Origin of the sequence: Streptomyces sp. NPDC048269, assembly GCF_040652395.1 — a bacterium.
Lineage (GTDB): Bacteria > Actinomycetota > Actinomycetes > Streptomycetales > Streptomycetaceae > Streptomyces.
Map to the genome: position 1 here is coordinate 58,772 of NZ_JBEZLW010000005.1, position 21,833 is coordinate 80,604.

17 protein-coding genes, 1 tRNA gene and 1 pseudogene are annotated in these 21,833 nt (G+C 73.8%); 8 read left to right on the forward strand and 11 right to left on the reverse strand.

Translation table 11 applies throughout. The annotated features are described in order from the left end of the window. On the forward strand, positions 1 to 316 hold a 316-nt coding region (locus tag AB0D48_RS07435), incomplete at its 5' end, for a hypothetical protein (RefSeq protein ID WP_362391812.1). Positions 317 to 640: 324 nt separating this feature from the next. On the opposite strand, the gene AB0D48_RS07440 is transcribed toward AB0D48_RS07435, so the two are convergent. The 5 genes from AB0D48_RS07440 to AB0D48_RS07460 all read right to left on the reverse strand — a co-directional run bounded on the left by AB0D48_RS07440 (position 641) and on the right by AB0D48_RS07460 (position 7,557). Beyond that, entirely contained in the window at positions 641 to 2,119 is a 1,479-nt protein-coding gene (locus AB0D48_RS07440) for a phosphatase PAP2 family protein (RefSeq protein ID WP_362391814.1), read from the reverse strand. A 33-nt stretch (positions 2,120 to 2,152) separates the two neighbouring features. Continuing rightward, entirely contained in the window at positions 2,153 to 3,373 is a 1,221-nt protein-coding gene (locus AB0D48_RS07445) for a thioester domain-containing protein (protein WP_362391816.1), read from the reverse strand. A 200-nt stretch (positions 3,374 to 3,573) separates the two neighbouring features. After that, a complete protein-coding gene (locus AB0D48_RS07450) occupies positions 3,574 to 3,981 on the reverse strand; it encodes a single-stranded DNA-binding protein (RefSeq protein WP_362391818.1) in 408 nt (135 codons plus the stop codon). A 98-nt stretch (positions 3,982 to 4,079) separates the two neighbouring features. Continuing rightward, entirely contained in the window at positions 4,080 to 5,921 is a 1,842-nt protein-coding gene (locus AB0D48_RS07455; RefSeq protein ID WP_362391820.1) for a GTPase, read from the reverse strand. A 4-nt stretch (positions 5,922 to 5,925) separates the two neighbouring features. Beyond that, complete coding sequence (locus AB0D48_RS07460) at positions 5,926 to 7,557, reverse strand: dynamin family protein (protein ID WP_362391822.1); 1,632 nt, start codon at positions 7,555 to 7,557, stop codon at positions 5,926 to 5,928. Positions 7,558 to 7,889: 332 nt separating this feature from the next. Between AB0D48_RS07460 and AB0D48_RS07465 the strand changes: the two genes are divergently transcribed. Beyond that, positions 7,890 to 7,962: transfer RNA gene (locus AB0D48_RS07465), tRNA-Arg, on the forward strand. 267 nt (positions 7,963 to 8,229) lie between these two features. Here AB0D48_RS07465 and AB0D48_RS07470 read toward each other — a convergent pair. Beyond that, positions 8,230 to 8,682 (reverse strand): phospholipase, encoded by a 453-nt coding sequence (locus AB0D48_RS07470; RefSeq protein ID WP_362391824.1) that lies wholly within the window; start codon positions 8,680 to 8,682, stop codon positions 8,230 to 8,232. Positions 8,683 to 8,898: 216 nt separating this feature from the next. After that, positions 8,899 to 9,729: an alpha/beta hydrolase gene (locus tag AB0D48_RS07475; protein WP_362391826.1), complete on the reverse strand. Its 831-nt coding sequence runs from the start codon at positions 9,727 to 9,729 to the stop codon at positions 8,899 to 8,901. Positions 9,730 to 9,860: 131 nt separating this feature from the next. Between AB0D48_RS07475 and AB0D48_RS07480 the strand changes: the two genes are divergently transcribed. The 5 genes from AB0D48_RS07480 to AB0D48_RS07500 all read left to right on the forward strand — a co-directional run bounded on the left by AB0D48_RS07480 (position 9,861) and on the right by AB0D48_RS07500 (position 15,051). Further along, complete coding sequence (locus tag AB0D48_RS07480; protein ID WP_362391828.1) at positions 9,861 to 10,559, forward strand: 4'-phosphopantetheinyl transferase superfamily protein; 699 nt, start codon at positions 9,861 to 9,863, stop codon at positions 10,557 to 10,559. Positions 10,560 to 10,735: 176 nt separating this feature from the next. Next, the gene (locus AB0D48_RS07485; RefSeq protein ID WP_362391830.1) at positions 10,736 to 11,152 is read left to right on the forward strand and encodes a GNAT family N-acetyltransferase; all 417 of its coding nucleotides are present in this window, start codon (positions 10,736 to 10,738) and stop codon (positions 11,150 to 11,152) included. A gap of 77 nt (positions 11,153 to 11,229) precedes the next feature. Next, entirely contained in the window at positions 11,230 to 12,423 is a 1,194-nt protein-coding gene (locus tag AB0D48_RS07490; RefSeq protein ID WP_362391832.1) for a S8 family peptidase, read from the forward strand. Positions 12,424 to 12,622: 199 nt separating this feature from the next. Further along, a complete protein-coding gene (locus AB0D48_RS07495) occupies positions 12,623 to 13,918 on the forward strand; it encodes a hypothetical protein (RefSeq protein ID WP_362391834.1) in 1,296 nt (431 codons plus the stop codon). Between the two features lie 104 nt (positions 13,919 to 14,022). After that, positions 14,023 to 15,051 carry a DUF916 domain-containing protein gene (locus AB0D48_RS07500; protein ID WP_362391836.1) on the forward strand — a complete coding sequence of 343 codons (1,029 nt, stop codon included), beginning with the start codon at positions 14,023 to 14,025 and terminating at the stop codon, positions 15,049 to 15,051. 214 nt (positions 15,052 to 15,265) lie between these two features. On the opposite strand, the gene AB0D48_RS07505 is transcribed toward AB0D48_RS07500, so the two are convergent. The 4 genes and pseudogenes from AB0D48_RS07505 to iolC form a co-directional block, all read right to left on the reverse strand. Then, positions 15,266 to 16,765 (reverse strand): CoA-acylating methylmalonate-semialdehyde dehydrogenase, encoded by a 1,500-nt coding sequence (locus AB0D48_RS07505; protein WP_362391838.1) that lies wholly within the window; start codon positions 16,763 to 16,765, stop codon positions 15,266 to 15,268. Between the two features lie 13 nt (positions 16,766 to 16,778). After that, positions 16,779 to 18,653 carry a 3D-(3,5/4)-trihydroxycyclohexane-1,2-dione acylhydrolase (decyclizing) gene (gene iolD, locus AB0D48_RS07510; protein WP_362391840.1) on the reverse strand — a complete coding sequence of 625 codons (1,875 nt, stop codon included), beginning with the start codon at positions 18,651 to 18,653 and terminating at the stop codon, positions 16,779 to 16,781. Continuing rightward, a pseudogene (gene iolB, locus AB0D48_RS07515) lies at positions 18,650 to 19,327 on the reverse strand (5-deoxy-glucuronate isomerase); the annotation flags it as partial. The gene iolD and the pseudogene iolB, both read right to left, overlap by 4 nt. A gap of 559 nt (positions 19,328 to 19,886) precedes the next feature. Continuing rightward, positions 19,887 to 20,846, reverse strand: coding sequence for a 5-dehydro-2-deoxygluconokinase (gene iolC / locus AB0D48_RS07520; RefSeq protein WP_362391842.1), 960 nt, complete (start codon positions 20,844 to 20,846; stop codon positions 19,887 to 19,889). A 60-nt stretch (positions 20,847 to 20,906) separates the two neighbouring features. Between iolC and AB0D48_RS07525 the strand changes: the two genes are divergently transcribed. After that, entirely contained in the window at positions 20,907 to 21,821 is a 915-nt protein-coding gene (locus AB0D48_RS07525; RefSeq protein ID WP_362391844.1) for a sugar phosphate isomerase/epimerase, read from the forward strand. Positions 21,822 to 21,833 lie beyond the last annotated feature (12 nt).

Here is a 21,833-nt window from a genome sequence, read left to right on the forward strand (position 1 = left end):
CTCGGGCATCGCCCGCAGCGGCAAAGAGGACGTCGACACCAGTGCGCCCCAGTCCGATTACGACGACACCACCGCCTCGGGCATCGCCCGCAGCGGCAAAGAGGACGTCGACACCAGTGCGCCCCAGTCCGATTACGACGACACCACCGCCTCGGGCATCGCCCGCAGCGGAACAGCGCCTGCCCGATCTGACAGCTCCGAACGGAGTGAGGCAACGGCAGACGCAGAGGAACAAGGGCGCGCCGACACGGAACAACCTGGTACAGGGCGAACACGGCTCCGTATGTACGTGGCTCCCGAGGAGCGGCGAACGTAACTGGACGAACCGAGCGGCGAGGGGCGGACCCGGAAGGCGGTCAACGGCGTGCTGAGGCGGCCCGGTGAGGCGCCGACGCTCGACGGCCACAGACGGCCCAGGCGGCATGAACGGCCCCCGGCCCCCCGGCCCCCGGCTCGCGGTTCCGCCGCAGGTGGGGGGCGGATTTGCGCCATCCAATGGCCGGTAACACTCGATCTGGCCAGCCGGCCATACCCGCGGGCGAATGGGTAGGTCAGAGCCGCATGGCCGCCCGCCCGGCCCTGCGCCCGGCCAGAGCGGTTCCGGTCAGGTCCGCGGCCGTCCTGGCCAGAGCGGTCCCGCTCACGTCCGCGGCCGGTAGACGGTGAGGGCGTCGGGGAGCTCGTCGAGGACGAGGGACGTGGGGGCCTCGGCGTATTCGCCGTCGTAGGCGAGGGGGGTGCCCGCCGGGATCTCCCCGATGCGCAGGCTGCGCAGCCGGGTCGCGGTGTGGACCGGGGAACGGGTCAGGGGGCCCGCGAAGGCCGCGGCCAGCAGGCGGGGGCCGGGGCGGCCGCCGCCGTAGACGAGCCGGACGTCGAGCAGGCCCTCGCCGAGGCTGTCGCGGCGACGGGGGGTGGGGCCGGTCCCGTGGTAGGTGCCGTTGCCGGCGAAGAGCAGCCATACGCTCCGGGGCCGCCCGGTCAGCCGCAGCCGCACGGGCCGCTGGGCGCGCAGCACCTGCCAGGCCGCCAGCAGCGCGGCGGGGCCGCCGCCGATGCGCGGGCCCCAGCGCAGCCGGTGGCGCAGCAGCTCCGGGTAGGCACCGATGCTGAAGTTGTTCAGGAAATAGCCCGGCCGGCCCTCCGGTCCGGGAGTGAAGCGGCCCACGCCGATGTGGACGGCCTGGCCGGAGGCCACGGCGCGGCACGTGTCCTCGGGGCCGCCGAGGCCGAGGTCCATCGAGAAGTGGTTGAGGGTGCCGCCGGGGAAAACGGCCAGCGGCAGCCCGGCGCGCAGTGCCGTGGTGGCGGCCGCGTTGACCGTGCCGTCGCCGCCGCAGACCCCGAGGACGGTGGCGCGGGAGGCCGCCTCGTCCAGCCGGGCGGCCAGGTCCGGGCCCTCGCACGCGATCACCTCGGCCTTGGGGAGGCGGGTGCGCAGCACGTCGAGTCCGGCGGTCGCGGCCGTCCCCGATCCGGTGTTGACCACCACGGTGAGCCCTTCACCGTCGGGCAGTGCGGGCACGCCGGAGGCGGCCCGCTCGTCGCCCGGTACGATCCTGGCCTCCTTGGCGTCCCGCGCGAGCCGGTCCACGACGAAGCCCGCCACCACGCCCAGCGCGGCCCCCGCGAGCACGTCGGAGGGGTAGTGCACGCCGGTGTACACCCGGGAGAAGGCCACGGAGGCGGCCACCGGGGCCAGCACGGCGCCCCAACCCGGGGACTCCAGCGCCAGCCCGGCAGTGAAGGCGAAGGCCGACGCCGAGTGCCCGGACGGGAAGGAGGTGGTCTGCGGCTGCGTCGTCAGCTGCCGCACCACGGGTACTCCGTCCAGCAGCGGGCGCGGACGGCGTACGGACCATTTGCCGACGGTGTTGATGGTCGCGGAGGCCAGCGCCAGCGAGGCGGCCCCGCGCACGGCGGCCTTACGGGCCCGGGGCGATCCGAAGGCGGCGAGCGCGGCGGCGGCCCCGCCCCACAGCAGCCCGTGGTTCGCGGCCCGTCCCAGTCGCGGCAGCACCCGCTCGGCGCCGGGCCAGTGCCGCCGCGCCACCATGTCGAACAGCTGACGGTCCCACCGCACGACCGCACCCTGCCAGGTCAGTTCTTGATCCGCCATTGCTTGCCCCTACCCCGGGGCAGGGATTCGAAATCAGGCGTGCCCGTCCTCCTCGTCCAAGGGGCGCTTGCGGAGCAGCAGGACCACCAGGCCGCCCAGGACCACCAGGCCCACCGCCAGGGAGGCGATGAACGGGGTGGCCGCCGAGCTGCCGCTGATGGCCAGCCGCCCCTCGTCCGACGAGTCCGGCGTGGTCTGGGCGGCGGCGGACTGGCTGCCCGGCTGCCCGGCCGGCGTGACCGCGTTCCCGCCCGCGGTGGCGGCCGCCTGAACCACCGGAGGCTCCGGCCAGACCGCCGTGGCCGTGGCGGCGGCCGCGGACTCGCTGGAGCCCGCCACGATCTGGGCCTGGGCAGGCACCCCGCTGGTGAACACCCGCCCGACCGGCACCTCCGTCGCGCCCTGGACGGTGACCGAGGCCGTTCCGTCGGGGGTGCCCGCAGGCACCTCGAAGTAGAGCCGGCTGCCGTTGACGGCGGACTGCAGCGGCCGCCCCTCGGCATCCACCACCCGCACACCCATCGCGACTGCCGCCGCGTCCGGGATGACCGACACGCTCCGGGCCCCGGTCCGCACGGTCACGGGCCCGAGCCGAGTGCCCACCGCCCCGGACACACCGCCCGGGTCCAGCCCCAGCGAGGCGGGCGGCTCGGGCAGCTGCCCGGCCTGCCGCTGCAGATAGTCGGCCAGCTTCTCCGCCGCCGGGTCCGCGGCCTCGACCTGCACCCCGTCCGCCAGCCGCCAGATCGCCACCTGGGTACCGGCCGCCGCACTCTCCGCGGTGAGCGCGCCCGCCCCGGCCACCTTGGCGAGCCCGGCCAGATCGTTCAGCTGGGGATAGGAGTGCTCCAGGACCCAGCGGATCCGGCCCGCCTCCCTGTTGCCGGCCAGCGGGCTGCCGGCCCAGCCGCTTTCGGTGTACCGGGCCTGGGGCTGCGCGTTGCCTGCGACGCCGACCCCGTACGTCTGGAGCATCCCCCCGCCGTCGACCCGCATCTCGTAGAGGCCGGCCGGGATCTGCCGGACCGACCCGTCCCCGGAGTGGAGGACCGCCTGCCCGTAGGTCTTCAGCCTGTCCAGCACGGCGCTCGCACCCTCCGGCGCTCTGGAGACCGCCGGGTCGGAGTCGGCGGCGGCCTGGGCGCCGGGTGCGGCGGCGAGGGCCGCGGCCAGCAGGGCCACCACCAGCGGCCGGCGCGCGGAGCCCCGTACCGGACCGGAATCGGGAACCGGTTCATGAACGGAGGAAGGCACGGCAGAAGCAGAAGAAGGAACGGGTGAAAGAACGGCGGAAGGAGCGGAAGAAGGAGCGGCGGAGCAACCGGAGGAGCAACCGGCAGAGCGAACGGAAGCAGGAACGGAGGATGCGGGAACGGCAATCGACACAGTCTTCCCCTTCGGGCCAAAGACCCAGGTGCCCGTGAGTACCGCCGAATCCTATCCGGCTCGAACACTCAGACCACCGCCGCCTTCTGAGTGCCCATCAGCGACGTATCCGTCCTGACGACCCGGCGGAACGCGGCCGTCCCGCGGTTCAGGTCGTGCCCCACGGCCGTCGCGTCGATCTCCGCCGAAACCCACCGGTGCCCCTCCCCGTCGGGCGGGTCCTCCCGCACCCGCAGCCGGCCGTGCACCACCAGCGGTTCGCCGACCGACACGGAACCGGCCAGGTTCACCGCGAGGGTGCGCCGCGCCCATACCGTGTAGAAGCTGGTGGACCCGTCGGTCCAGGCCTCCTTGCGCCGGTCGAAGTACCTGGGCGTCACGGCGAAACGGAACCTCGCCGACGGACCGCCCACCGTCTCCTTGTAGTCGATCTGCGTCGCCACGTACCCCACCAGCGTGACCTGGGTGTCGTTCATCCCGGCCGCCCTCCCCCGTGATTCGCCCCCGTACGGGCCATCCGCACGAGGTACGACCATGCTGGGGCCGCCGGCCGATCCCCGCTCCGGCCTGTGGACTACTGGCGGGTTGTGGACAACCTCGTCCCCCCTGCGGCGACGGCGGCGTACTGCTCCCGCACCTCCCGGTAGCGCAGCAGCTCCGCCGCCACCGGCTCCAGGACCCGGGCCCGTCCGCAGCCGGCCGCCGCCTGCCGCAGCCTCTGCTCCGCGTCCTGCCCGTACCTGCGCGCCGGGCCGCGGGCCGCGATGGAGCAGGCCCATTCCACCAGCGGGCCGCCGATGATGCCCGCCACCATCAGCAGCACCGGCGGCATCAGCCGCGGCTCCAGGACCCCGATGATCTGCCCGGCCAGCCACAGCCCGCCGTAGATCTGCAGCAGTGTCATCGCCGCCTGCGCCAGTACCGCCGCCGGCCACCACGTGGGCCGCGGCGGCTTGACCCTCGGCACCGCGACCGCCGCCCCCAGGGTCACCGCCAGCTCGTCCAGCGCCTCCGGGAGCCGTTCGGCGCCGCGCACCGCCGTCTCCCGTACCGCCTGCGCCCACGGTTCGGGCAGGCCGGTGACCGCCTCGTCGGCGACCGCCCGTACGGCCTGCTCCACCCTCTGGCGTGCGGTCACCTCCTCCTCGACGGGCGGCTCGGCGACCGCCGTCCCCCGCCCGCCGATCACCGCGAGGGCAGCCAGGCCCGCCAGTGTGCGCGGCGCGCGGCGGCTCTCGTACCACCGCCACAGCCGCAGCCAGGGCGTCCCGCACGCCTTTCCGGCGTTGCGCCGCCAGGCCCGCTCGGCCGCGAGCCCGGCCGCATACGCTCCGACGGCCTCGGCGAGCCGGTCCTCGAACTCGGCGCGCGCCGTCTCCCCGATCTCCGGCCCGGAGTGCCCGTCGGCCACGTACAGCGGTCGCAGGCGCACGGCCGCGCGGTCGACGTCGGCGGAGATCCGCCGGGTGGCGGCGCCCTTCTCCTGGGTGAACTGTCCGAGGAGCTCGCGCAGTTCCCCGACGCCCTCCCCGGTGAGTGCGGACAGCCCGAGGACGGTGGCGCCGGGCTCGCCGTGCTCGCCGAGGGCGATGCCGTCGTCGTCGAGGAGCCGGCGCAGGTCGTCCAGTACGAGGTCGGCGGCCTCCCCGGGCAGCCGGTCCACCTGGTTGAGCACGACGAAGGTCACCTCCGCGTGACCGGCCAGCGGCCGCAGGTACCGCTCGTGCAGCACCGCGTCCGCGTACTTCTCCGGGTCCACCACCCACACCACCGCGTCGACCAGCGCCAGTACGCGGTCCACGTGGTCGCGGTGCGCGCCGACCGCCGAGTCCAGGTCGGGCAGGTCGACGAGGACCATCCCGCGCAGCGCGCCCGCGTCCGAGGTCTCGCGGGGCCGGCGTCGCAGCCGGCCCGGGATCTCCAGCCGGTCCAGCAGGCCGGCCGCTCCGTCCGACCAACTGCACGCGATGGGGGCGGCGGTGGTCGGGCGGCGCAGCCCCGTCTCGGAAATCTGCACCCCGGCGAGTGAATTGAAGAGTGTGGACTTGCCGCTTCCGGTGGCTCCGGCGATCGCGACGACCGTGTGCTGCGGTGACAGCCCGCGCCGCGCGGCCGCCTCGTCCAGTACCCGGCCCGCCTCGGCGAGGGTCTTGCCGTCGAGCCGGGTCCGGGAGAGCCCGACCAGCTGGCGCAGCGCGTCGAGGCGCATCCGCAGGGCCTGGCCTTCGGGGCTGAGCGGGGGCGCGGCCGCCTTGCCGCCGTCGCTTCCGGCGCCGGAGACGGCCCGGACGAGCGCCTCGTCGCCCTCGTCGCCGTCGCTGCCGTCGTCGCCGTCGCCCTCGACGGCCCGGGGGCGCGAGCGCGCGATGAGTCCGTCGTCCCAGCGGTCGTCGGTGCGGTCGGTCAGGGCGGTCACCGTGTCACCTCTCCTTCTGCAGTACGGACAGCGCGGCAATCAGCTCGGCCTGTGGTTCCGGGGTCACTTCGAGCGCCTCCAGCGGGGCGAGCCGGCGGTCGCGTTCGGCGCGCAGCACCTGGTCGAGGTGGTCGCCGACCAGCTCCGCGCCCCGGTCGCGCAGCCGCAGGGCGGCCTGGGCGCCGATCCGTTCGGCGAGCTTCTCTCCCGCGGGACGGGCCCGCTTGCCGCCGAGGAGGGCGGCGACGAGCAGGGCCGCGACGGCGTCGGGGTCGGGGGCGGGCTGCCGGTCGAGCTTCGCGACCTCCTCCTCGGCGAGTTCCTCCAGCACGCGCCGCCAGCGCCGTACGGCCATGCCGATGCGCTCCCCCGCCTCCCTGTCGGGCGTGGGCAGGGGTACGGCGCCGGCAGCGGGTTCGCGCCGCCACGACGCGGCGATCCGCTCGTCGGCGGCGGCGACGGCGCACTGGAGCAGCGCGGCGAGGGATTCGGCGAGCGAGTCGAGGAGTTCGTCGGCGCTCGTGTCGAGGGGGTAGCCGCGCCACCGGGTCAGCGCGTCGCCGGCCAGTACGGCGCCCTGGTCGAGGCGGTTGCGGACGCGCTTGCCCTCCCTCTTGTACGCGTCCTCCACGGCCGAGGTGAGCCGTACGGCGGCGGCGTACTGGGCGGCGACGGCGGAGGCGAGTTCGGGCATCCGGCGGCCGAGGGAGTCGAGCGCGCCGAGCGCGGTCCGCCCGACGGCGTGCTGCCGGGCGGCGGGGTCCTGCGCGTGGTGGGCGAGCCAGGCGGCGAGCGGCGCGACGGCGCTGGCCGGGAGCAGCCCGCCGCCGCCGGCCGACTCCGGGAGTTCGGGCACGGTGAAGCGCGGTACGTCGCCCAGCCCGGCCCGGGTGAGCAGGGCCCCGTACTGCCTGGAGACCTCGGCGAGTACCTGGTGCGGGACCCGGTCGAGGACGGTGATGAGGGTGGCCTTGTACTGCTTGGCGGTGCGCAGCAGGTGCCAGGGGACGGCGTCGGCGTACCGCGAGGCGGTCGTGACCATCACCCAGACGTCGGCGGCGCAGATGAGTTCGGCGGCGAGCGTCCGGTTCTCGACCACGAGGGAGTCGATGTCGGGGGCGTCGAGGATGGCGAGTCCGCGCGGGAGCGTGGAGACGGTCTCGATCCGCATCTCGCGGGTGGCGTGGCCGTGGTGGTGGCCGCCGCCCGGGTGGCCGCGTTCGCGGGGCCGGGTCCTGGCGGCGGGGGGCGGCTCCTCCTCGCCGTGCGGCACCCAGACCCGCATGAGGTCGGGCAGTACCCGCATCCCGGCGAACCAGTGATGATCATCCGGATGGCAGACGAGCACCGGCGTACGCGTGGTGGGACGCAGCACCCCGGCTTCGCTGACCTGCCGTCCGACGAGTGAGTTGACGAGGGTGGACTTGCCTGCCCCGGTCGACCCGCCCACGACGGCGAGCATCGGCGCCTCGGGCGCCTTCAGCCGGGGTACGAGGTAGTCATCGAGCTGTGCGAGCAGCTCGGCTCTGGTCTGGCGGGCGCGCGGAGCGCCGGGCAGGGGCAGCGGCAGACGCACGGACGCGACCCGGTCGCGCAGGGCGGACAGGGCATCGAGCAGCTGAGGCCGAACATCCAAGGTCACCACATGCGAAGAATGCCCAATTTAGGACCATTTTTGAAGCTTATACGTCCTCTGCGCGCCGAGCGCTACTCCAGTGGGACATCTTGGACACGACGGACGAGTGGGGCGCAGGCATAACGAGTGCACAACACCCAGAGCGCCACGGCGCAAAAGCGATGCGAGAATCGCACCTGCCTGCGATTATCGGGACCGCTTCACCGAACCTCCACATCGTGGCACGCGAGTGAAGCAACCGGGACAAGGCGGCCGGAGCCCTATCCTTGACCCGGCACGGACCACAGTCCCACCCCCACCAGGGGCTCCAGGCCCACCACGGCCACCTTCCGGCCCCCGTAGCTCAGTGGATAGAGCAGGTGCCTTCTAAGCACTTGGCCGCAGGTTCGAGTCCTGCCGGGGGCACTCTTCCGCACCACCCTCAGCCCTCCCTCCGGGAGGGCTTTCGTGCAGGTCAGAGGGACCTTAGCGCGACCCGTGCAGCCCCGCCGTAAGACCTGGGGCATCCCTGGCCGGGGCCCGGGGCGTCCGGCGAGCGGCCGGTCTTCGTGTCCACCAGGATTCACCCGTGCAGCTCTGCACGATTGACCCGATGTGCGGATGATCCGCATTTTCGGCTGCGGGCGGGGGGCTGCGCCGGGAACGGGCCGGCGCACGGCCTGTCGCGCCTCGTCAGGAGATACCGAAGACCTTCGCCCCCTGGTAGTACGTCCACGCCGCGCCGTCGCAGGAGGCCTTGCGGGTGCCCGAGTAGTGCGCGCAGACCCGCTTGAGGTCCGCGTGGAAGGCGTCGTCGAGGCGGGGCTTGGCGGCCGGGAACAGCCCTGCCGCCCGGTGGTTGCGGTAGCCGAAGTCGTGGCGTGCGCAAGCCATGCGGAAGGGAAAGCCGAACGGGTTGTCAGGGGAGCTTGTGCAGTAGTCGGTCGACCAGTCGAAGCCGTACGCGGACCAGCCGCCCTGGTTCGCGCGCGCCGCCGCCCAGGCCTCGTAGCTCGCCGCGCTGGTCTGCGTCCAACTGCTGAGCACCTGGGGCTTGTCCGCTGGGGCGGCCGATGCCGGGGCCGCGACGGCGAGGACGGTGGCCATGGCGGCAGCGGCGAAGGCGGGGATGGGGCGGCGACGCATGACGTTCCTCCTGGAGTGGGCGGCGGACCGGCGCCCGGTCTCCCGTGCGGCCGTGGACCGCCCCTCTCAACGAGGAAGGGCGCCGCTCCGTATCGCCTGCCGCCACCGCGCGCCGGCAGTGTGCCCCGTGCGAAGGACGCCCTGACCAGGGCGAGGGCGGCAACTCGTCGGCACCGCAGTGCACTCCGCCCCTTCGATGCGGCCCCCGGCCCCCGGTCACCCGGCCCCGGCGTCGGCCCCGGCTGCCTGCCGTCCGCCCCCGCCCCCGGCCCCGGCCCCGTCCCGCGCCAGGACCCGGGCCGCGGCCCGGGCGAAGCCGTCCGGGTTGTCCAGCATGATGTTGTGCCCGCAGTCGGGGACGGCCAGCACGGCGACACCTGCCGCCCGAAGGGCGTCGGCTCCCGGGAGCGGGCCGTCCGCCTCGGGCAGCAGGAAGCCGCGCGGAATCCTCAGCTCCAGCAAGAGCTCGCGCATGGGGGGCTCGGTGCCCGCGACCAGCTGGACGGCGCTGCGGTGCAGAGCGGTCCGGCCGGCCAGCCGCATCGTGGACCACCAGTGCGCCCCTACCCTGTCGCGCACCTCGGCCCAGCCGCCCGCCAGGAACTCCTCCTCGGTGTAGGAGGCGATCCCACTGCTCCCGGCCGTGCCGGGCACACGGGGCAGCGGATCCAGGTTGGCGTCGACGAGCACCAGCCGGGAGACCAGGTGGGGGTGGCGGGCGGCGAGCACGATGGCGACGGACCCGCCCATGCTGTGCGCGATCAGCTCGGCGCCTTCCACCCCGGCCTCGGTGAGGGCGGCGGCCAGCGCGTCGGCGTGCGCCTCCAGGGTGTAGGTGAAGTCCTCGGGCCGGTCGCTGTGCCCGTGGCCCAGCAGGTCGACCAGCAGCGAACGGCGCCCCGCCAGCAGCGGATGGACCGCGCTCGCCGCGAAATAGGCGGGCGAGCTGGCCCCGAGCCCGTGCACGTACACGCGGGCCGGTCCCTCCCCCGGCAGTTCCACCCAGCGGATCCGGTCGCCGTTCGCGGTGACGGCAGCGCTTCGCACGATGTGCTCCCCCGTGTACTTCCTCGTACTTGCCCGTACGTACTCGTACTTGCTCGCAAGTCCTCGTACTTCCCGTGGGGCCGAGGATAGCCAGCCCCGACGGCCGCGCCCCTTCGTCTACCCTCGGTCGGGTGATCGATTACGTGAACCGGCTCGGGGGCGACGCACCGCGCACCGGCGTGGCCCCCGAGGGCGCGGCCGTGGCGGTGTGGTCCCTGGACACCGCGCTGGAGTCGGTCGGCGGACACCTGGTCGCCGGGGCGGCGGCGCTCTTGGACCCGGGCGAACGGGAGCGGGCCGGGAGGCTGTTGCGGCCCGCGGACCGGCAGCGGTACCTCGCCTCGCACGTGGCGCTGCGCGTCCTGCTCGGCGGCTACCTGGGGCTGGCGCCGGAGCGGGTCTCGCTGGTCAGGGAGAAGTGCCCGTGCTGCGGCGGCCCGCACGGCCGCCCCGCCGTGGACGGCGGCGGCGTCCACTTCTCCCTCTCGCACAGCGGTGACGTGGCCTACCTGGCCTTCTCAGGGGTGCCGGTCGGCGTCGACGTGGAGGAGACACCGGGCGTGGACGCGGTGGCCGACGTGCTGCCCCTGCTGCACCCGGCGGAAGTCGCCGAGCTGAGCGCCCTCCCGGAGCCGGCCCGCCGGCCCGCCCTCGCCCGTGTCTGGTGCCGCAAGGAGGCCTGTCTCAAGGCCGAAGGCACGGGCCTCGCCCGCGGCCTGGCCGAACCGTACGTCGGCTCCACCCCCGTCCCGGCCCCCGTACCGGGCTGGACGGTACGCGACCTGCCGGCCCCCACGGGCTACGCGGCGGCCCTGGCCGTGCGGGCTTGAAGCTTCGGACGCGGCCGTCGCGGGCCGCGGCCATGACCGTCAGGGACGCCGGAGCCCCGACCGCCGCACCGGCTCGGAGCCGTGCGCCACGCCGCACCGGCTCGGAGCCGTGCGCCACGCCGTGCCGGAATCCGCGTCGCCCGTATCGCCCCTGTCCCCGCATTATCGTGGCCGCCATGGACATCCGCCGGGCCGCTACCGCGGCCGAGCTCACCGCCGCCGAGTCCCTCTTCGACGGGCCCGCCCGTGCGGACTGGGCCGAGCGGTTCCTCGCCGCCCCGGGGCATCTGATGCTCATCGCCTACGTGGACGGCGTGCCCGCCGGAATGGTCTCCGGCGTCGAGATGAGCCACCCCGACAAGGGCACCGAGATGTGCCTGTACGAGCTGTCCGTGGACGAGGGGTACCGGCGCCGCGGGATCGGCCGCGCCCTGTCCCTGGCGCTCGCCGACGAGGCCCGTGCGCGCGGCTGTTACGGCATGTGGGCGGGGGTCGACGCGGACAACGAGGCGGCCCTGGCCACCTACTCCTCCGCCGGCGCCCGCGACGAGGGCGTCTTCGCGATGCGCGGCTGGCCCCTGGACCAGGAGTAGCTCGCGCGGCGGCGTGTCGTGCGTCCAGTCGGCGCACCCTCCGCGCGGCCCCGCCGCCCGTCGCCGAGCATCGGCACATGACCGCATTCGCCGCCGTCCTTCCGGCCGTCCTCCTCCCGGCCGCAGCCCTCCTCGCGGCGGCCGCCACGGCCACCGCCCTGCCGCCGCCCCCCGACGTCACCGTCACCGCCACCGCTGCCTCCACCGCCCCCTACGTCGTCGTCCTGAAGGACACCGCCTCGCGCGCCCCGGCCCGCGCCCTGGCCGACGAGGCGGCGGACGCCGGTGACGAGGTGGCGGCCGTCTACGACACCGCCCTGAACGGCTTCGCCGTCCGTACCACCGCCGCCAGGGCTGCCGCCCTGGCCGCCGACCCCCGGGTGGCGTCCGTGGAGCCGGACGCGGTGTTCCACACCACCGACACCCAGCCGCAGGCCCCCTGGCCGCTGGACCGGATCGACCAGCGCGAACTCCCGCTCGACGGCGTTTACTCGTACCCGACCAGGGCCCAGGGCGTGACCGTCTACGTCCTGGACACCGGGATCAACGCCCTCCACCAGGAGTTCGGCGGCCGCGCCCGGACCGGCTACAACGGGGTGTTCCTCGAAACCTCCCGGGACTGCAACGGCCACGGCACGCACGTCGCGGCGACCGTGGGCGGGCGGACGTACGGCGTCGCGAAGGGCGTCTCCCTCGTCGCGGTGAAGGTGGCCGACTGCCGTGGTGACGGACGCCTGTCGGCGATGGTCGGCGGGATCGAGTGGATGGTGAAGAACGCCGCGAGGTCCCCCGCCACCCCGGCGGTGGCGAACCTGAGCATGGGCGGCACCCCCAGCTACGCCCTCGACGCGGCGGTCACGCGGGCCGTCGCCGCCGGGATCACCTTCACCGTGGCCGCCGGCAACGAAGGCGAGAACGCCTGCGCGGGGTCTCCGGCGCGCGTCCCGCGGGCCGTCACGGTCGGCGCGACCGACGCCGCGGACCGGCGGGCACGGTTCTCCAACCACGGCCGGTGCGTGGACCTCTCGGCGCCCGGCGTGTCCATCACCTCGGCCTGGAAGGGCTCCGCCACCGCGACCGCGCGGTCCTCCGGTACCTCGATGGCGGCGCCGCACGCGGCCGGAGTGGCGGCGCTCGTCCTCGCCGACGGCACGGCGAAGACCCCGGCGCAGGTGTCCCAGGCGCTGGTACGGAGCGCCGTGCGCGACCGGATCACAGGGCTCCCGGCCGGCACCCCGAACCTCCTGCTGCACACACCGGTCCACCGCTAGGCCGACCACCGACCAGTCGGTATGCGAAGTGCCATCAGACCTGCCCTGATGGCACATCAATTTCTGTGTGCTTCGGGCGAAAACAAGTCATTGACTTCTCATCACGACGACGCGTCAATGTCGGCCACCGCACCGGCTCGGCCTCCCCCGCACAGCGGGTGGGGGGAGGTGTTCGTCATGACGAAGGAGTCGCGACCCAGTGAGTACGCAAACGCTCAGACGAAGAGTGCTGGCCGGGGCGGGAGCCCTTTCCCTGGCCCTTACGGGCGGTGTGGTGGGCCTGGCGGGCTCCGCCCAGGCCGCGACCAAGACCACCGCGGTGTTCGAGAACTGCGACGCCCCGGCGCCGCAGCCGGACGGATCGGGCAACCAGAACTACACGGTCACGCTGCCCGACGGGGCGAAGGCCGGCGACGTCGTCCCGATCACGATCGACCCGGGTGCGAGCCCGCTGGTCCCCGGCTTCTCCGTCACGACGGTGAACACCTCCAAGATCACCCTCAAGGTCGGTACGACCACCCAGGTCGTCACCAGCCCGCCCGAGACGGTCACCGTCGTGGCCGGGCAGCCGCTCGACCCCAAGGCGTTCTCCGGAACCATCAAGATCCCCGACGGGACCGAGGGCACCACGGTCGACGTCGCGCTCGACCTGGCGGTGACCGACGCGGACCTCTCCGGTTCGGTGTTCACCACCACCTGCACCCCGGCGCCGCGCCCCAGCGCCTCCCTCGGCTCGGTCGCCGTGGAAGCCCTGCCCAAGGATCCGGTCACCACCAAGCTGACGCCCAACAGCGGCCCGGCGGGCACCGCCGTCGTCGTCACCGGCGCCAACTTCCCGGCCGGAGCGGTCACCTGTTCCGCCCTGCTGGGGGGCGTGGCGACCGGTGACACCGGTACGGGCACGGCGGCCGCGTCAGGCGCCGCCACCTGCGACATCACCATCACCAAGAAGGCCGACACGATCAAGATCGACGGCTCGGTCACCCCCTACAAGGCCTTCGTGTTCCTGGAGGAGCAGGCGGGCGTCAAGAACCCCGTCGACGTGGAGGTCCTGCCCGGACCGCTGGCCCTCGGCCCGAAGGACGGTCAGCCGGCCGTCAGCTTCGGCGCGGTGACCATCAACGGAAAGGCCCAGTCGGTGGTCGGCGTCTTCAACGCCGCGACCGTCCAGGACTTCCGCGGCGGCTCGCTCGGCTGGGACGTGACGGCGACCCGTACGCCGTTCCTGAACCAGACCACCGGCCACTCGATGGCGAAGGCGCAGCTCGGCATCCAGCCGTCCTGCACCGTGACCAACCCGGACAGCCCGAGCGCCTGCACCGCGGGCACGCCCGGCGCGATCTCCGAGACCCCGATGAAGGTGGCCTCGCAGGCCGCCGGCGGGGACGAGTTGACCGGTGGTGAGTTCGCCGTCGGCGGCGCCGGGATGATCCAGCTCCCGCCGTTCATGTTCGCCGACACCTATCAGACGGTCGTGACCTTCTCGATCGCCTGACCCGGCCCCCGTTCCCCGGGGTGGGGGGGGGGGGGGGGGGGGGGGCGCCCCCCCCCCCCCCCCACCACCCCTTCCCCCTTTCCGTGCCGACTGGAGAACCGCCCATGCGCACCCGCACCTCTCTGTACGGTCTGCTCGTCGGCCTGTTGCTGCTGGGCTCGGGCCTGCTTCCCGCCGCCACCGCGACCGCCGCGGACAACGGCACTTGGGGCGTTTTCCCCACGCCCCCGGCGGGTGCGGTGATGACCGACCGGGCGTACTTCTTCCATCAGGGCGAGGCCGGGACCACCGTCCAGGACAGCGCGACGATCCTGAACTCCTCCGACAAGGAGCTGACGTTCCAGGTCTTCGCCACGGACGCCGTGAACACCCCGGTGGGCGGTGCGTTCGCGCTGCTGCCGGTGGAGACCGGGCCCAAGGACGTCGGCGCGTGGATCGCGCTGCCGCCCGAGACGGCGACGACGGTGACCGTGCCGGCCAAGGGCCGCAAGGACGTCCCGTTCACCGTGAAGGTCCCCGCGGACGCGACGCCCGGTGACCACGTCGGCGGGATCGTCGCCCTGAACACCGCCGTGGAGGGCGTGCAGCAGGAGGGCAAGGTCCAGGTCGGGGTGAAACGTTCGGTGGGCGCCCGGCTGTACTTCCGGGTGCCGGGTCCGCTGACCCCGGGGCTGAGCGTGGAGGACGTGAAGGTCAGCCGGTCCGCCCCGCTGCTGCCCTGGGTCCGGAACGCCCGCGCCACGGTCTCGTACGCCCTGGTCAACCGGGGCAACGTGGTCGTCGAACCGAAGGTGACTGTCTCCGCCGAGGGATTGTTCGGGCGGGAGGTGCTGAACCGGCCGGCCCGCGAACTGAAGCTGGTGCTGCTGCCGGGCCGGCGGATCGAGCTGTCCGAACCGTGGCCGGACGCACCGCAGTTGGACTGGGTGACCGTGACCGTCGCGGCCGGGGCGAGCGCCCATCCCGAGCTCGCCTCGGAGTCCGGGACGGACTTCGTCGCCGTGCCGTGGCCGGCGGCGGGCGCGGTCCTGGTGCTCGCGGGAACCGGCATCGCCCTGTGGGTGCTGCGGCGCCGGGGCCGCAGCACCCCGGAACAGGCCCGGGCCGAACCGGACTTGGCCCGCTCGCACTGACCGGTCAGGGTGTCCCCGGCCGGCGGCACTCCGGCCATCGCCGTCTCGACGGGGAGGTCCGGCCGCTGCTGTGCCGGCGGGGCGATCCGGCCACTGCTGTGGCGGCAGGGAGGTCCGGCCGCTGCCGTAGCGGGCGGAAGGGCAGAACCAGCGGCGGAAACGGGCTCGCCCCCGCAGCGAGGTGCGGGGGGCGAGCAGGCCTACGGGCGCCCGGTCAGTGGTTGCGGGGGAACCCCAGGTCCACGCCGGCCGGGGCGTCCGCCGGGTCCGGCCACCGGGTCGTGACGACCTTGCCGCGCGTGTAGAAGTGGATGCCGTCGTTGCCGTAGATGTGGTGGTCGCCGAAGAGCGAGTCCTTCCAGCCACCGAAGGAGTGGTAGCCCACCGGCACCGGGATCGGCACGTTGACGCCGACCATGCCCGCCTCGATCTCCAGCTGGAAGCGACGGGCGGCGCCGCCGTCACGGGTGAAGATCGCGGTGCCGTTGCCGAACGGCGAGGCGTTGATGAGGGCCACGCCCTCCTCGTAGGTCTCGGCGCGCAGCACGCACAGGACCGGGCCGAAGATCTCGTCGCGGTAGGCGTCGGAGTCGGTCTTCACGCGGTCGAGCAGGGACAGACCGATCCAGTGGCCGTTCTCGTTGCCCTCCACCGTGTAGCCCGTGCCGTCGAGGACGACGTCGGCGCCCTGGGCGGCCGCGCCCTTCACGTACGAGGCGACCTTGTCGCGGTGGGCGGCGGTGATCAGCGGGCCCATCTCGGAGGTCGGGTCGTTGCCGGGGCCGATCTTGATCTTCTCGGCACGCTCGCGGATCTTGTCGACGAGGGTGTCGGCGATGGAGCCGACGGCCACGACGGCGGAGATCGCCATGCAGCGCTCCCCGGCCGAGCCGTAGGCGGCGGAGACCGCCGCGTCGGCGGCCGCGTCCAGGTCGGCGTCCGGGAGCACCAGCATGTGGTTCTTGGCGCCGCCGAGCGCCTGGACGCGCTTGCCGTTGGCGGAGGCGGTGGTGTGGATGTGGCGGGCGATCGGGGTCGAGCCGACGAAGGAGACGGCCGCGATGTCGGGGTGCGCGAGCAGCGCGTCCACCGCCACCTTGTCGCCGTGCACGACGTTCAGCACGCCCGCCGGCAGACCCGCCTCGCTCATCAGCTCGGCGAGCTTGTTGGAGGCGGAGGGGTCCTTCTCGCTCGGCTTGAGGATGAAGGTGTTTCCGCAGGCCACGGCCAGCGGGAACATCCACATCGGCACCATCGCGGGGAAGTTGAACGGGGTGATGCCCGCGACCACGCCGAGCGGCTGGCGGATGGAGGAGACGTCGACGCGGCTGGAGACCGAGGTCGACAGCTCGCCCTTGAGCTGGGTGGTGATCCCGCAGGCCAGCTCGACGATCTCCAGGCCGCGCGCGACCTCGCCGAGCGCATCCGAGTGGACCTTGCCGTGCTCGGCGGTGATCAGCTCGGCGATGGCGTCGCGGTTGGCGTCCAGCAGGGCGCGGTAGGCGAACAGCACCTTGGTGCGGGCGGCCAGCGAGGACTGGCCCCAGGTCTGGAAGGCTTCCTTGGCGACCTGTACGGCCGCGTCGACCTCGGCGGCCGAGGCGAGCGCGACCTGGGTGGTGACCTCGCCGGTGGCCGGGTCGGTGACCGGGCCGTAGTTGCCCGACGCGCCCTCGACGGTCTTGCCACCGATCCAGTGGTTGACGGTCTTCATGCCTTTTGCTCCTTCACAGATGGCGACGTCGCTGCGCGGCTTGCCGGTCGTACTCTTCACGGGCCTGGGCCGCCGCCTTGCGGGTCGCGGTCTCGGCCACAGGAACATCCCACCACGCCTGTGCGGGGGGTGGGCCCGACACAGTGTCGGGCGTTCGGGTCTGCGTGTAGACACATGTGGGACGGCTCGCCGCGCGGGCCTCGGCGAGGGCTTCGCGCAGGTCACGTACGGTACGGGCGCGGATCACGGCCATCCCGAGGGAGGCCGCGTTGGCCGCGAGGTCCACCGGAAGGGGTTCGCCCGTATACGTGGCGTCCGGCGCCCGGAAGCGGTACGCGGTGGCGAAACCCTCGGCACCGACGGCGCCGGAGAGGCCTCCGATCGAGGCGTACCCGTGGTTGTCGAGGATCACCACCTTGATCGGGACGCCCTCCTGGACGGCCGTGACGATCTCGGTCGGGTTCATCAGGTACGTGCCGTCGCCGACCAGCGCCCACACGGGACGGCCGGGCGCGGCGAGGGCGACGCCGATCGCGGCCGGGATCTCGTAACCCATGCAGGAGTACCCGTACTCCACGTGGTACTGGTCCGCCGACCGGGCCCGCCACAGTTTGTGCAGGTCGCCGGGGAGGGAACCGGCCGCGTTGATCAGGATGTCGGTGTCGTCGGCGAGGGCGTCGAGCAGGCCCAGCACCTGGGCCTGGGTGGGCGGCAGGTGCTCGTCGGGGGCGGGCACGGCGTAGGCCTGGCCGACGCGGGCCTCCCAGCGGCCCCTGCCCTGCTGGTACGCCGTCTCGTACGCGGGATTCACGCGGTGGCCGGACACCGCCAGCCGGAGCTCGTCGAGGCCTTCGCGGGCGTCGGCGACCAGGGGCAGGGCGGCGAGCTTGTGGGCGTCGTACGGGTCGAGGTTGAGGCCGATGAACCGGACGGCCCGGTTCTGGAAGAGGGTCGCGGATGCGGTGGTGAAGTCGGTCAGCCGGGTCCCGGCGGCGATGACCAGATCGGCCTCCCGGGCCGCCGCGTCGGCGGCGGCCGTCCCCGTGTGGCCGATCCCGCCCAGGTCGGCGGGGTGGTCGTACGGGAGGACGCCCTTGCCCGCCTGGGTGACCGCGACAGGGATCCCGGTGGCCTCGGCGAAGGCGGCGAGGGCCGCCTGGGCCGCGCTGTGCCGGATCCCGCCGCCGGCGACGATCAGCGGCCGCCTGGCGTCCCGTACCGCCTGGGCGGCGGCGGCGAGTTCGTGGCGGTCGGGCCGGGGCCGGCGCACGCCCCAGACGCGCTCGGCGAAGAACTCCTCGGGCCAGTCGTACGCCTCCACCTGCACGTCCTGCGGCAGCGCGAGGGTGACGGCGCCGGTCTGCACGGGGTCGGTGAGCACCCGCATGGCCTGGAGGGCGGCCGGGATCAGGGCCTCGGGGCGGGTGATCCGGTCGAAGTGGCGGGAGACGGGCCGCAGGGTGTCGTTGACGGAGACGTCCCCGGCGTAGGGGACCTCCAGCTGCTGGAGCACGGGGTCGGCGGGCCGGGTGGCGAAGGTGTCCCCGGGCAGCAGGAGCACCGGGATCCGGTTGATCGTGGCGAGGGCGGCGCCGGTGACGAGGTTGGTGGCGCCGGGCCCGATGGACGTGGTGACGGCGTGCGCGGAGAGCCGCCCGCTCTGCCGGGCGTAGCCGACGGCCGCGTGCACCATGGCCTGTTCGTTGCGGCCCTGGAGGAAGGGCATGGCGTCGGGGCCGGTCTCCAGGAGGGCCTGGCCCAGCCCGGCGACGTTCCCGTGTCCGAAGATCCCCCAGGTGGCCGCGATCAGCCGGCGGCGCTGCCCATCGCGCTCGGTGTACTGCCGGGCGAGGAAGGCGACGAGGGCCTGGGCGACGGTGAGTTTCATCGGGATTCCTCCGCCTTGGGGAAGGGCAGCCGGGGGTCGATGTCCTGGCCGTCCCAGGTGGACCGGATCCAGCCGTGGTCGGGGTGGTCGCGGATCAGCCACTCCCTCGTCGCGCCCGGACCGGCCATCACGTTGAGGTAGTACATGTCGTGGCCTGGAGCGGCGATGGAGGGGCCGTGCCAGCCGTCCGGGATGAGCACAGCGTCCCCGGTGCGCACCTCGGTGAGGATGTCGGTCTTCCCCGCGGGGGAGGGGGTGACGCGCTGGTAGCCGAGGCCGGGGGTGTCCCCGTGCGGGGCGATCTCGAAGTAGTAGATCTCCTCCAGGCGGGACTCCTCGCCGGGGTGGTGCTCGTCGTGCTTGTGGGGCGGGTACGAGGACCAGTTCCCGCCGGGGGTGAGCACCTCGACGGCGATGAGCCGGTCGCAGCGGAAGCCGGCGGGGCCGGCGGCCGCGAAGTTGTTGACCTGGCGCGAGCACTGCCCGGCGCCGCGCAGCTCGACGGGCACGGCTCCGGCCGGCCCGTACCGGGCGGGCAGCCGGTTGTCGCACCGGGCCCCGGCGAGGGCGAAGCGTCCCCCTTCGACCGAGGTGACTTCCGCGCCTCCGTCCCGGGGCAGGTAGGCGAAGTCGCTGACGCCGTCGAACACCCCGGTCCGCCCGCGCAGTTCGAAAACCTGCGGCTCACTGCCGGGGCTCCGCCCCGGACCCCGCGCCTCAAACGCCGGCGGGGCTGGATCTGCCTGGCGTTGTTCGTCCTGCGGAACCACGCTGCTCGCGCCAGGCGGAGCCGGGTCGCCCCCGCGGGGCGGAGTCGGCTTGGTTCCGCGAGGCGGAGCCGGGTCGCCCCCGCCGGGCGGAGACGGAATGGTTCCCTGAAGCGGAGACGGCTTGCCCCCGCCAGGCGGAGACGGAATGGCGCTCCGCGCATCCCCACCGCCGGGTGGCCCGGCGGGCCGGCTGTCACGCAGCGGGACCTCCACCCCCACCGCGCCACCCGGCCCCGCCTGGGAGTCCTCCCGGACGGAGTCCGGGGGAGTGTGAGGCGCGGGGTGCGAGCCGGAGCCCCGGTCCTCGAGCCCCGCCGGCGGCTGAGGCGGGGACGCCCAGCAGCGGACCTCGCACACGCCCGACAGCGGGAGCACGATCCACTCCGCGTCCCGGCAGGCATGCGCGTACGTCTCCCCCGGCGCGAGGTCGAGGACGACCAGCCTCGTCCAGTCCATCCCCCACTCAGACACCACCGGCACGGCCCAGCACCTCCTCGACCTCGTCGGAGAACGGCATCGCGGTCGAGCACGCCAGCCGCGAAGCCACGATCGCCCCGGCCGCGTTCGCGAAACGCATGACCCGCTCCAGCTCCCACCCGGCGAGCAGCCCATGGCACAGCGCACCCCCGAACGCGTCCCCCGCGCCCAGCCCGTTGACCACGTCGACCCGCACCGGCGGGACCTCCTCCACCGTCCCGTCGTGGTGGACCGCCAGCACGCCCTCCGGGCCCCGCTTGACCACCGCCAGTTCCACCCCGGCGGCGAGCAGCGCCCGCGCCGCCGCGAACGGCTCGGACTCTCCGGTGGCGATCGCGCACTCCTCGGTGTTGCCGACGGCCACCGTCGCGCCGGCCAGCGCCCGCTCGTAGTACGGCCCGGGCTTCTCGCGCCACAGCATCGGCCGCCAGTCCAGGTCGAAGACAGTGATCCCGGACTTCGCGCGGGCCTCCAGCGCGGCCAGCGTGGCGGCCCGCGAGGGCTCCTCGCTCAGGCCGGTGCCCGTCATCCAGAACACCCGCGCGGCCCGTAGCGCCTCCAGGTCCAGCTCCTCCGCCGCGATCTCCAGATCGGGGGCCTTCGGCAGCCGGTAGAAGTACAGGGGGAAGCGGTCGGGCGGGAAGATCTCGCAGAAGGTGATCGGCGTGGGGAGCCCGGCGACCTCGGTCACCCACCGGGCGTCCACCCCGAACCCCCGCAGCTCGGCGCGCAGATACGCGCCGAAGGGGTCCGCCCCGGTGCGGGTGACCATCGCCACGCGCCGCCCCAGCCGGGCCGCTGCGACGGCCACGTTGGCCGGGGAGCCGCCGAGGAACTTGCCGAAGGTCTCCACCTCTTGCAGGGGAACACCGGTCGTGAGCGGGTAGAGATCCACCCCGATCCGCCCCATCGTGATCAGGTCGAACCCGATCGGATCGCCGGTCACAGTCAGTCCTCCCACTCGTCTTCACCGTCCCTTCGAGCCTCGCACCCTAAGGTGGCCGCCATGACGTCCTCCCCGCCCGCGTTGACCCGTATCCGCGTCGGTTCGGCTCCGGACTCCTGGGGTGTCTGGTTTCCCGACGACCCCCGCCAGACGCCCTGGGAACGCTTCCTCGACGAGGTCGCGGACGCCGGGTACGAGTGGATCGAGCTCGGCCCCTACGGCTACCTGCCCACCGATCCCGCGCGACTCGCCGAGGAAACGGCCAAACGCGGGCTGCGCGTCTCGGCCGGAACGGTCTTCACCGGACTCCATCACGGGCCCGCCGTGTGGGAGGACACCTGGGAGCACGTGTCGCGGATCGCGGCGCTCACCCAGGCCATGGGCGCGGCCCATCTCGTGGTCATCCCCTCCTTCTGGCGGGACGACAAGACGGGCGAGGTACTGGAGGACCGCGTCCTCACTCCCGGTCAGTGGCGTGAACTGGCCTCCCAGACCGAGCGCCTGGGCCGGGAGGTCCAGGACCGGTACGGGCTGCGGATCGTCGTGCACCCGCATGCCGACACGCACATCGACACCCCGGCGAACGTGGCGCGCTTCCTCGACGCCACCGACCCCGGCCTCGTCTCCCTCTGCCTGGACACCGGGCACTACGCGTACTGCGGGGGTGACAGCGTCCAGGCCATCGAGACCTTCGCCGAGCGGATCGGCTACCTCCACCTCAAGCAGGTGGACCCGCGGGTCCTTGCCGAAGTCGTCGCGGAGCAGCTGCCGTTCGGTCCGGCGGTGGGCCGCGGGGTGATGTGCGAACCGCCGTCCGGGGTACCGGCGCTCGAACCGGTGCTGGCGGCGGCGCAGCGGCTCGGCGTGGACCTGTTCGCCATCGTGGAACAGGACATGTACCCCTGCGAGCCCGGCCGGCCGCTGCCGATCGCCCGCCGCACCCGCGCCTACCTGCGCTCCTGTGGCGCACGCTGACCCTTCCCGGGA

Excerpts from the sequence above, each read along its gene's own strand:
- AB0D48_RS07500 (WP_362391836.1), top strand. The coding sequence starts at position 14,023 with ATGCGCACCCGCACCTCTCTGTACGGTCTGCTCGTCGGCCTGTTGCTG.
- AB0D48_RS07505 (WP_362391838.1), bottom strand. The coding sequence starts at position 16,765 with ATGAAGACCGTCAACCACTGGATCGGTGGCAAGACCGTCGAGGGCGCG.
- AB0D48_RS07470 (WP_362391824.1), bottom strand. The coding sequence starts at position 8,682 with ATGCGTCGCCGCCCCATCCCCGCCTTCGCCGCTGCCGCCATGGCCACC.
- AB0D48_RS07440 (WP_362391814.1), bottom strand. The coding sequence starts at position 2,119 with ATGGCGGATCAAGAACTGACCTGGCAGGGTGCGGTCGTGCGGTGGGAC.
- AB0D48_RS07450 (WP_362391818.1), bottom strand. The coding sequence starts at position 3,981 with ATGAACGACACCCAGGTCACGCTGGTGGGGTACGTGGCGACGCAGATC.
- AB0D48_RS07490 (WP_362391832.1), top strand. The coding sequence starts at position 11,230 with ATGACCGCATTCGCCGCCGTCCTTCCGGCCGTCCTCCTCCCGGCCGCA.
- AB0D48_RS07485 (WP_362391830.1), top strand. The coding sequence starts at position 10,736 with ATGGACATCCGCCGGGCCGCTACCGCGGCCGAGCTCACCGCCGCCGAG.
- iolD (WP_362391840.1), bottom strand. The coding sequence starts at position 18,653 with ATGAAACTCACCGTCGCCCAGGCCCTCGTCGCCTTCCTCGCCCGGCAG.
- AB0D48_RS07525 (WP_362391844.1), top strand. The coding sequence starts at position 20,907 with ATGACGTCCTCCCCGCCCGCGTTGACCCGTATCCGCGTCGGTTCGGCT.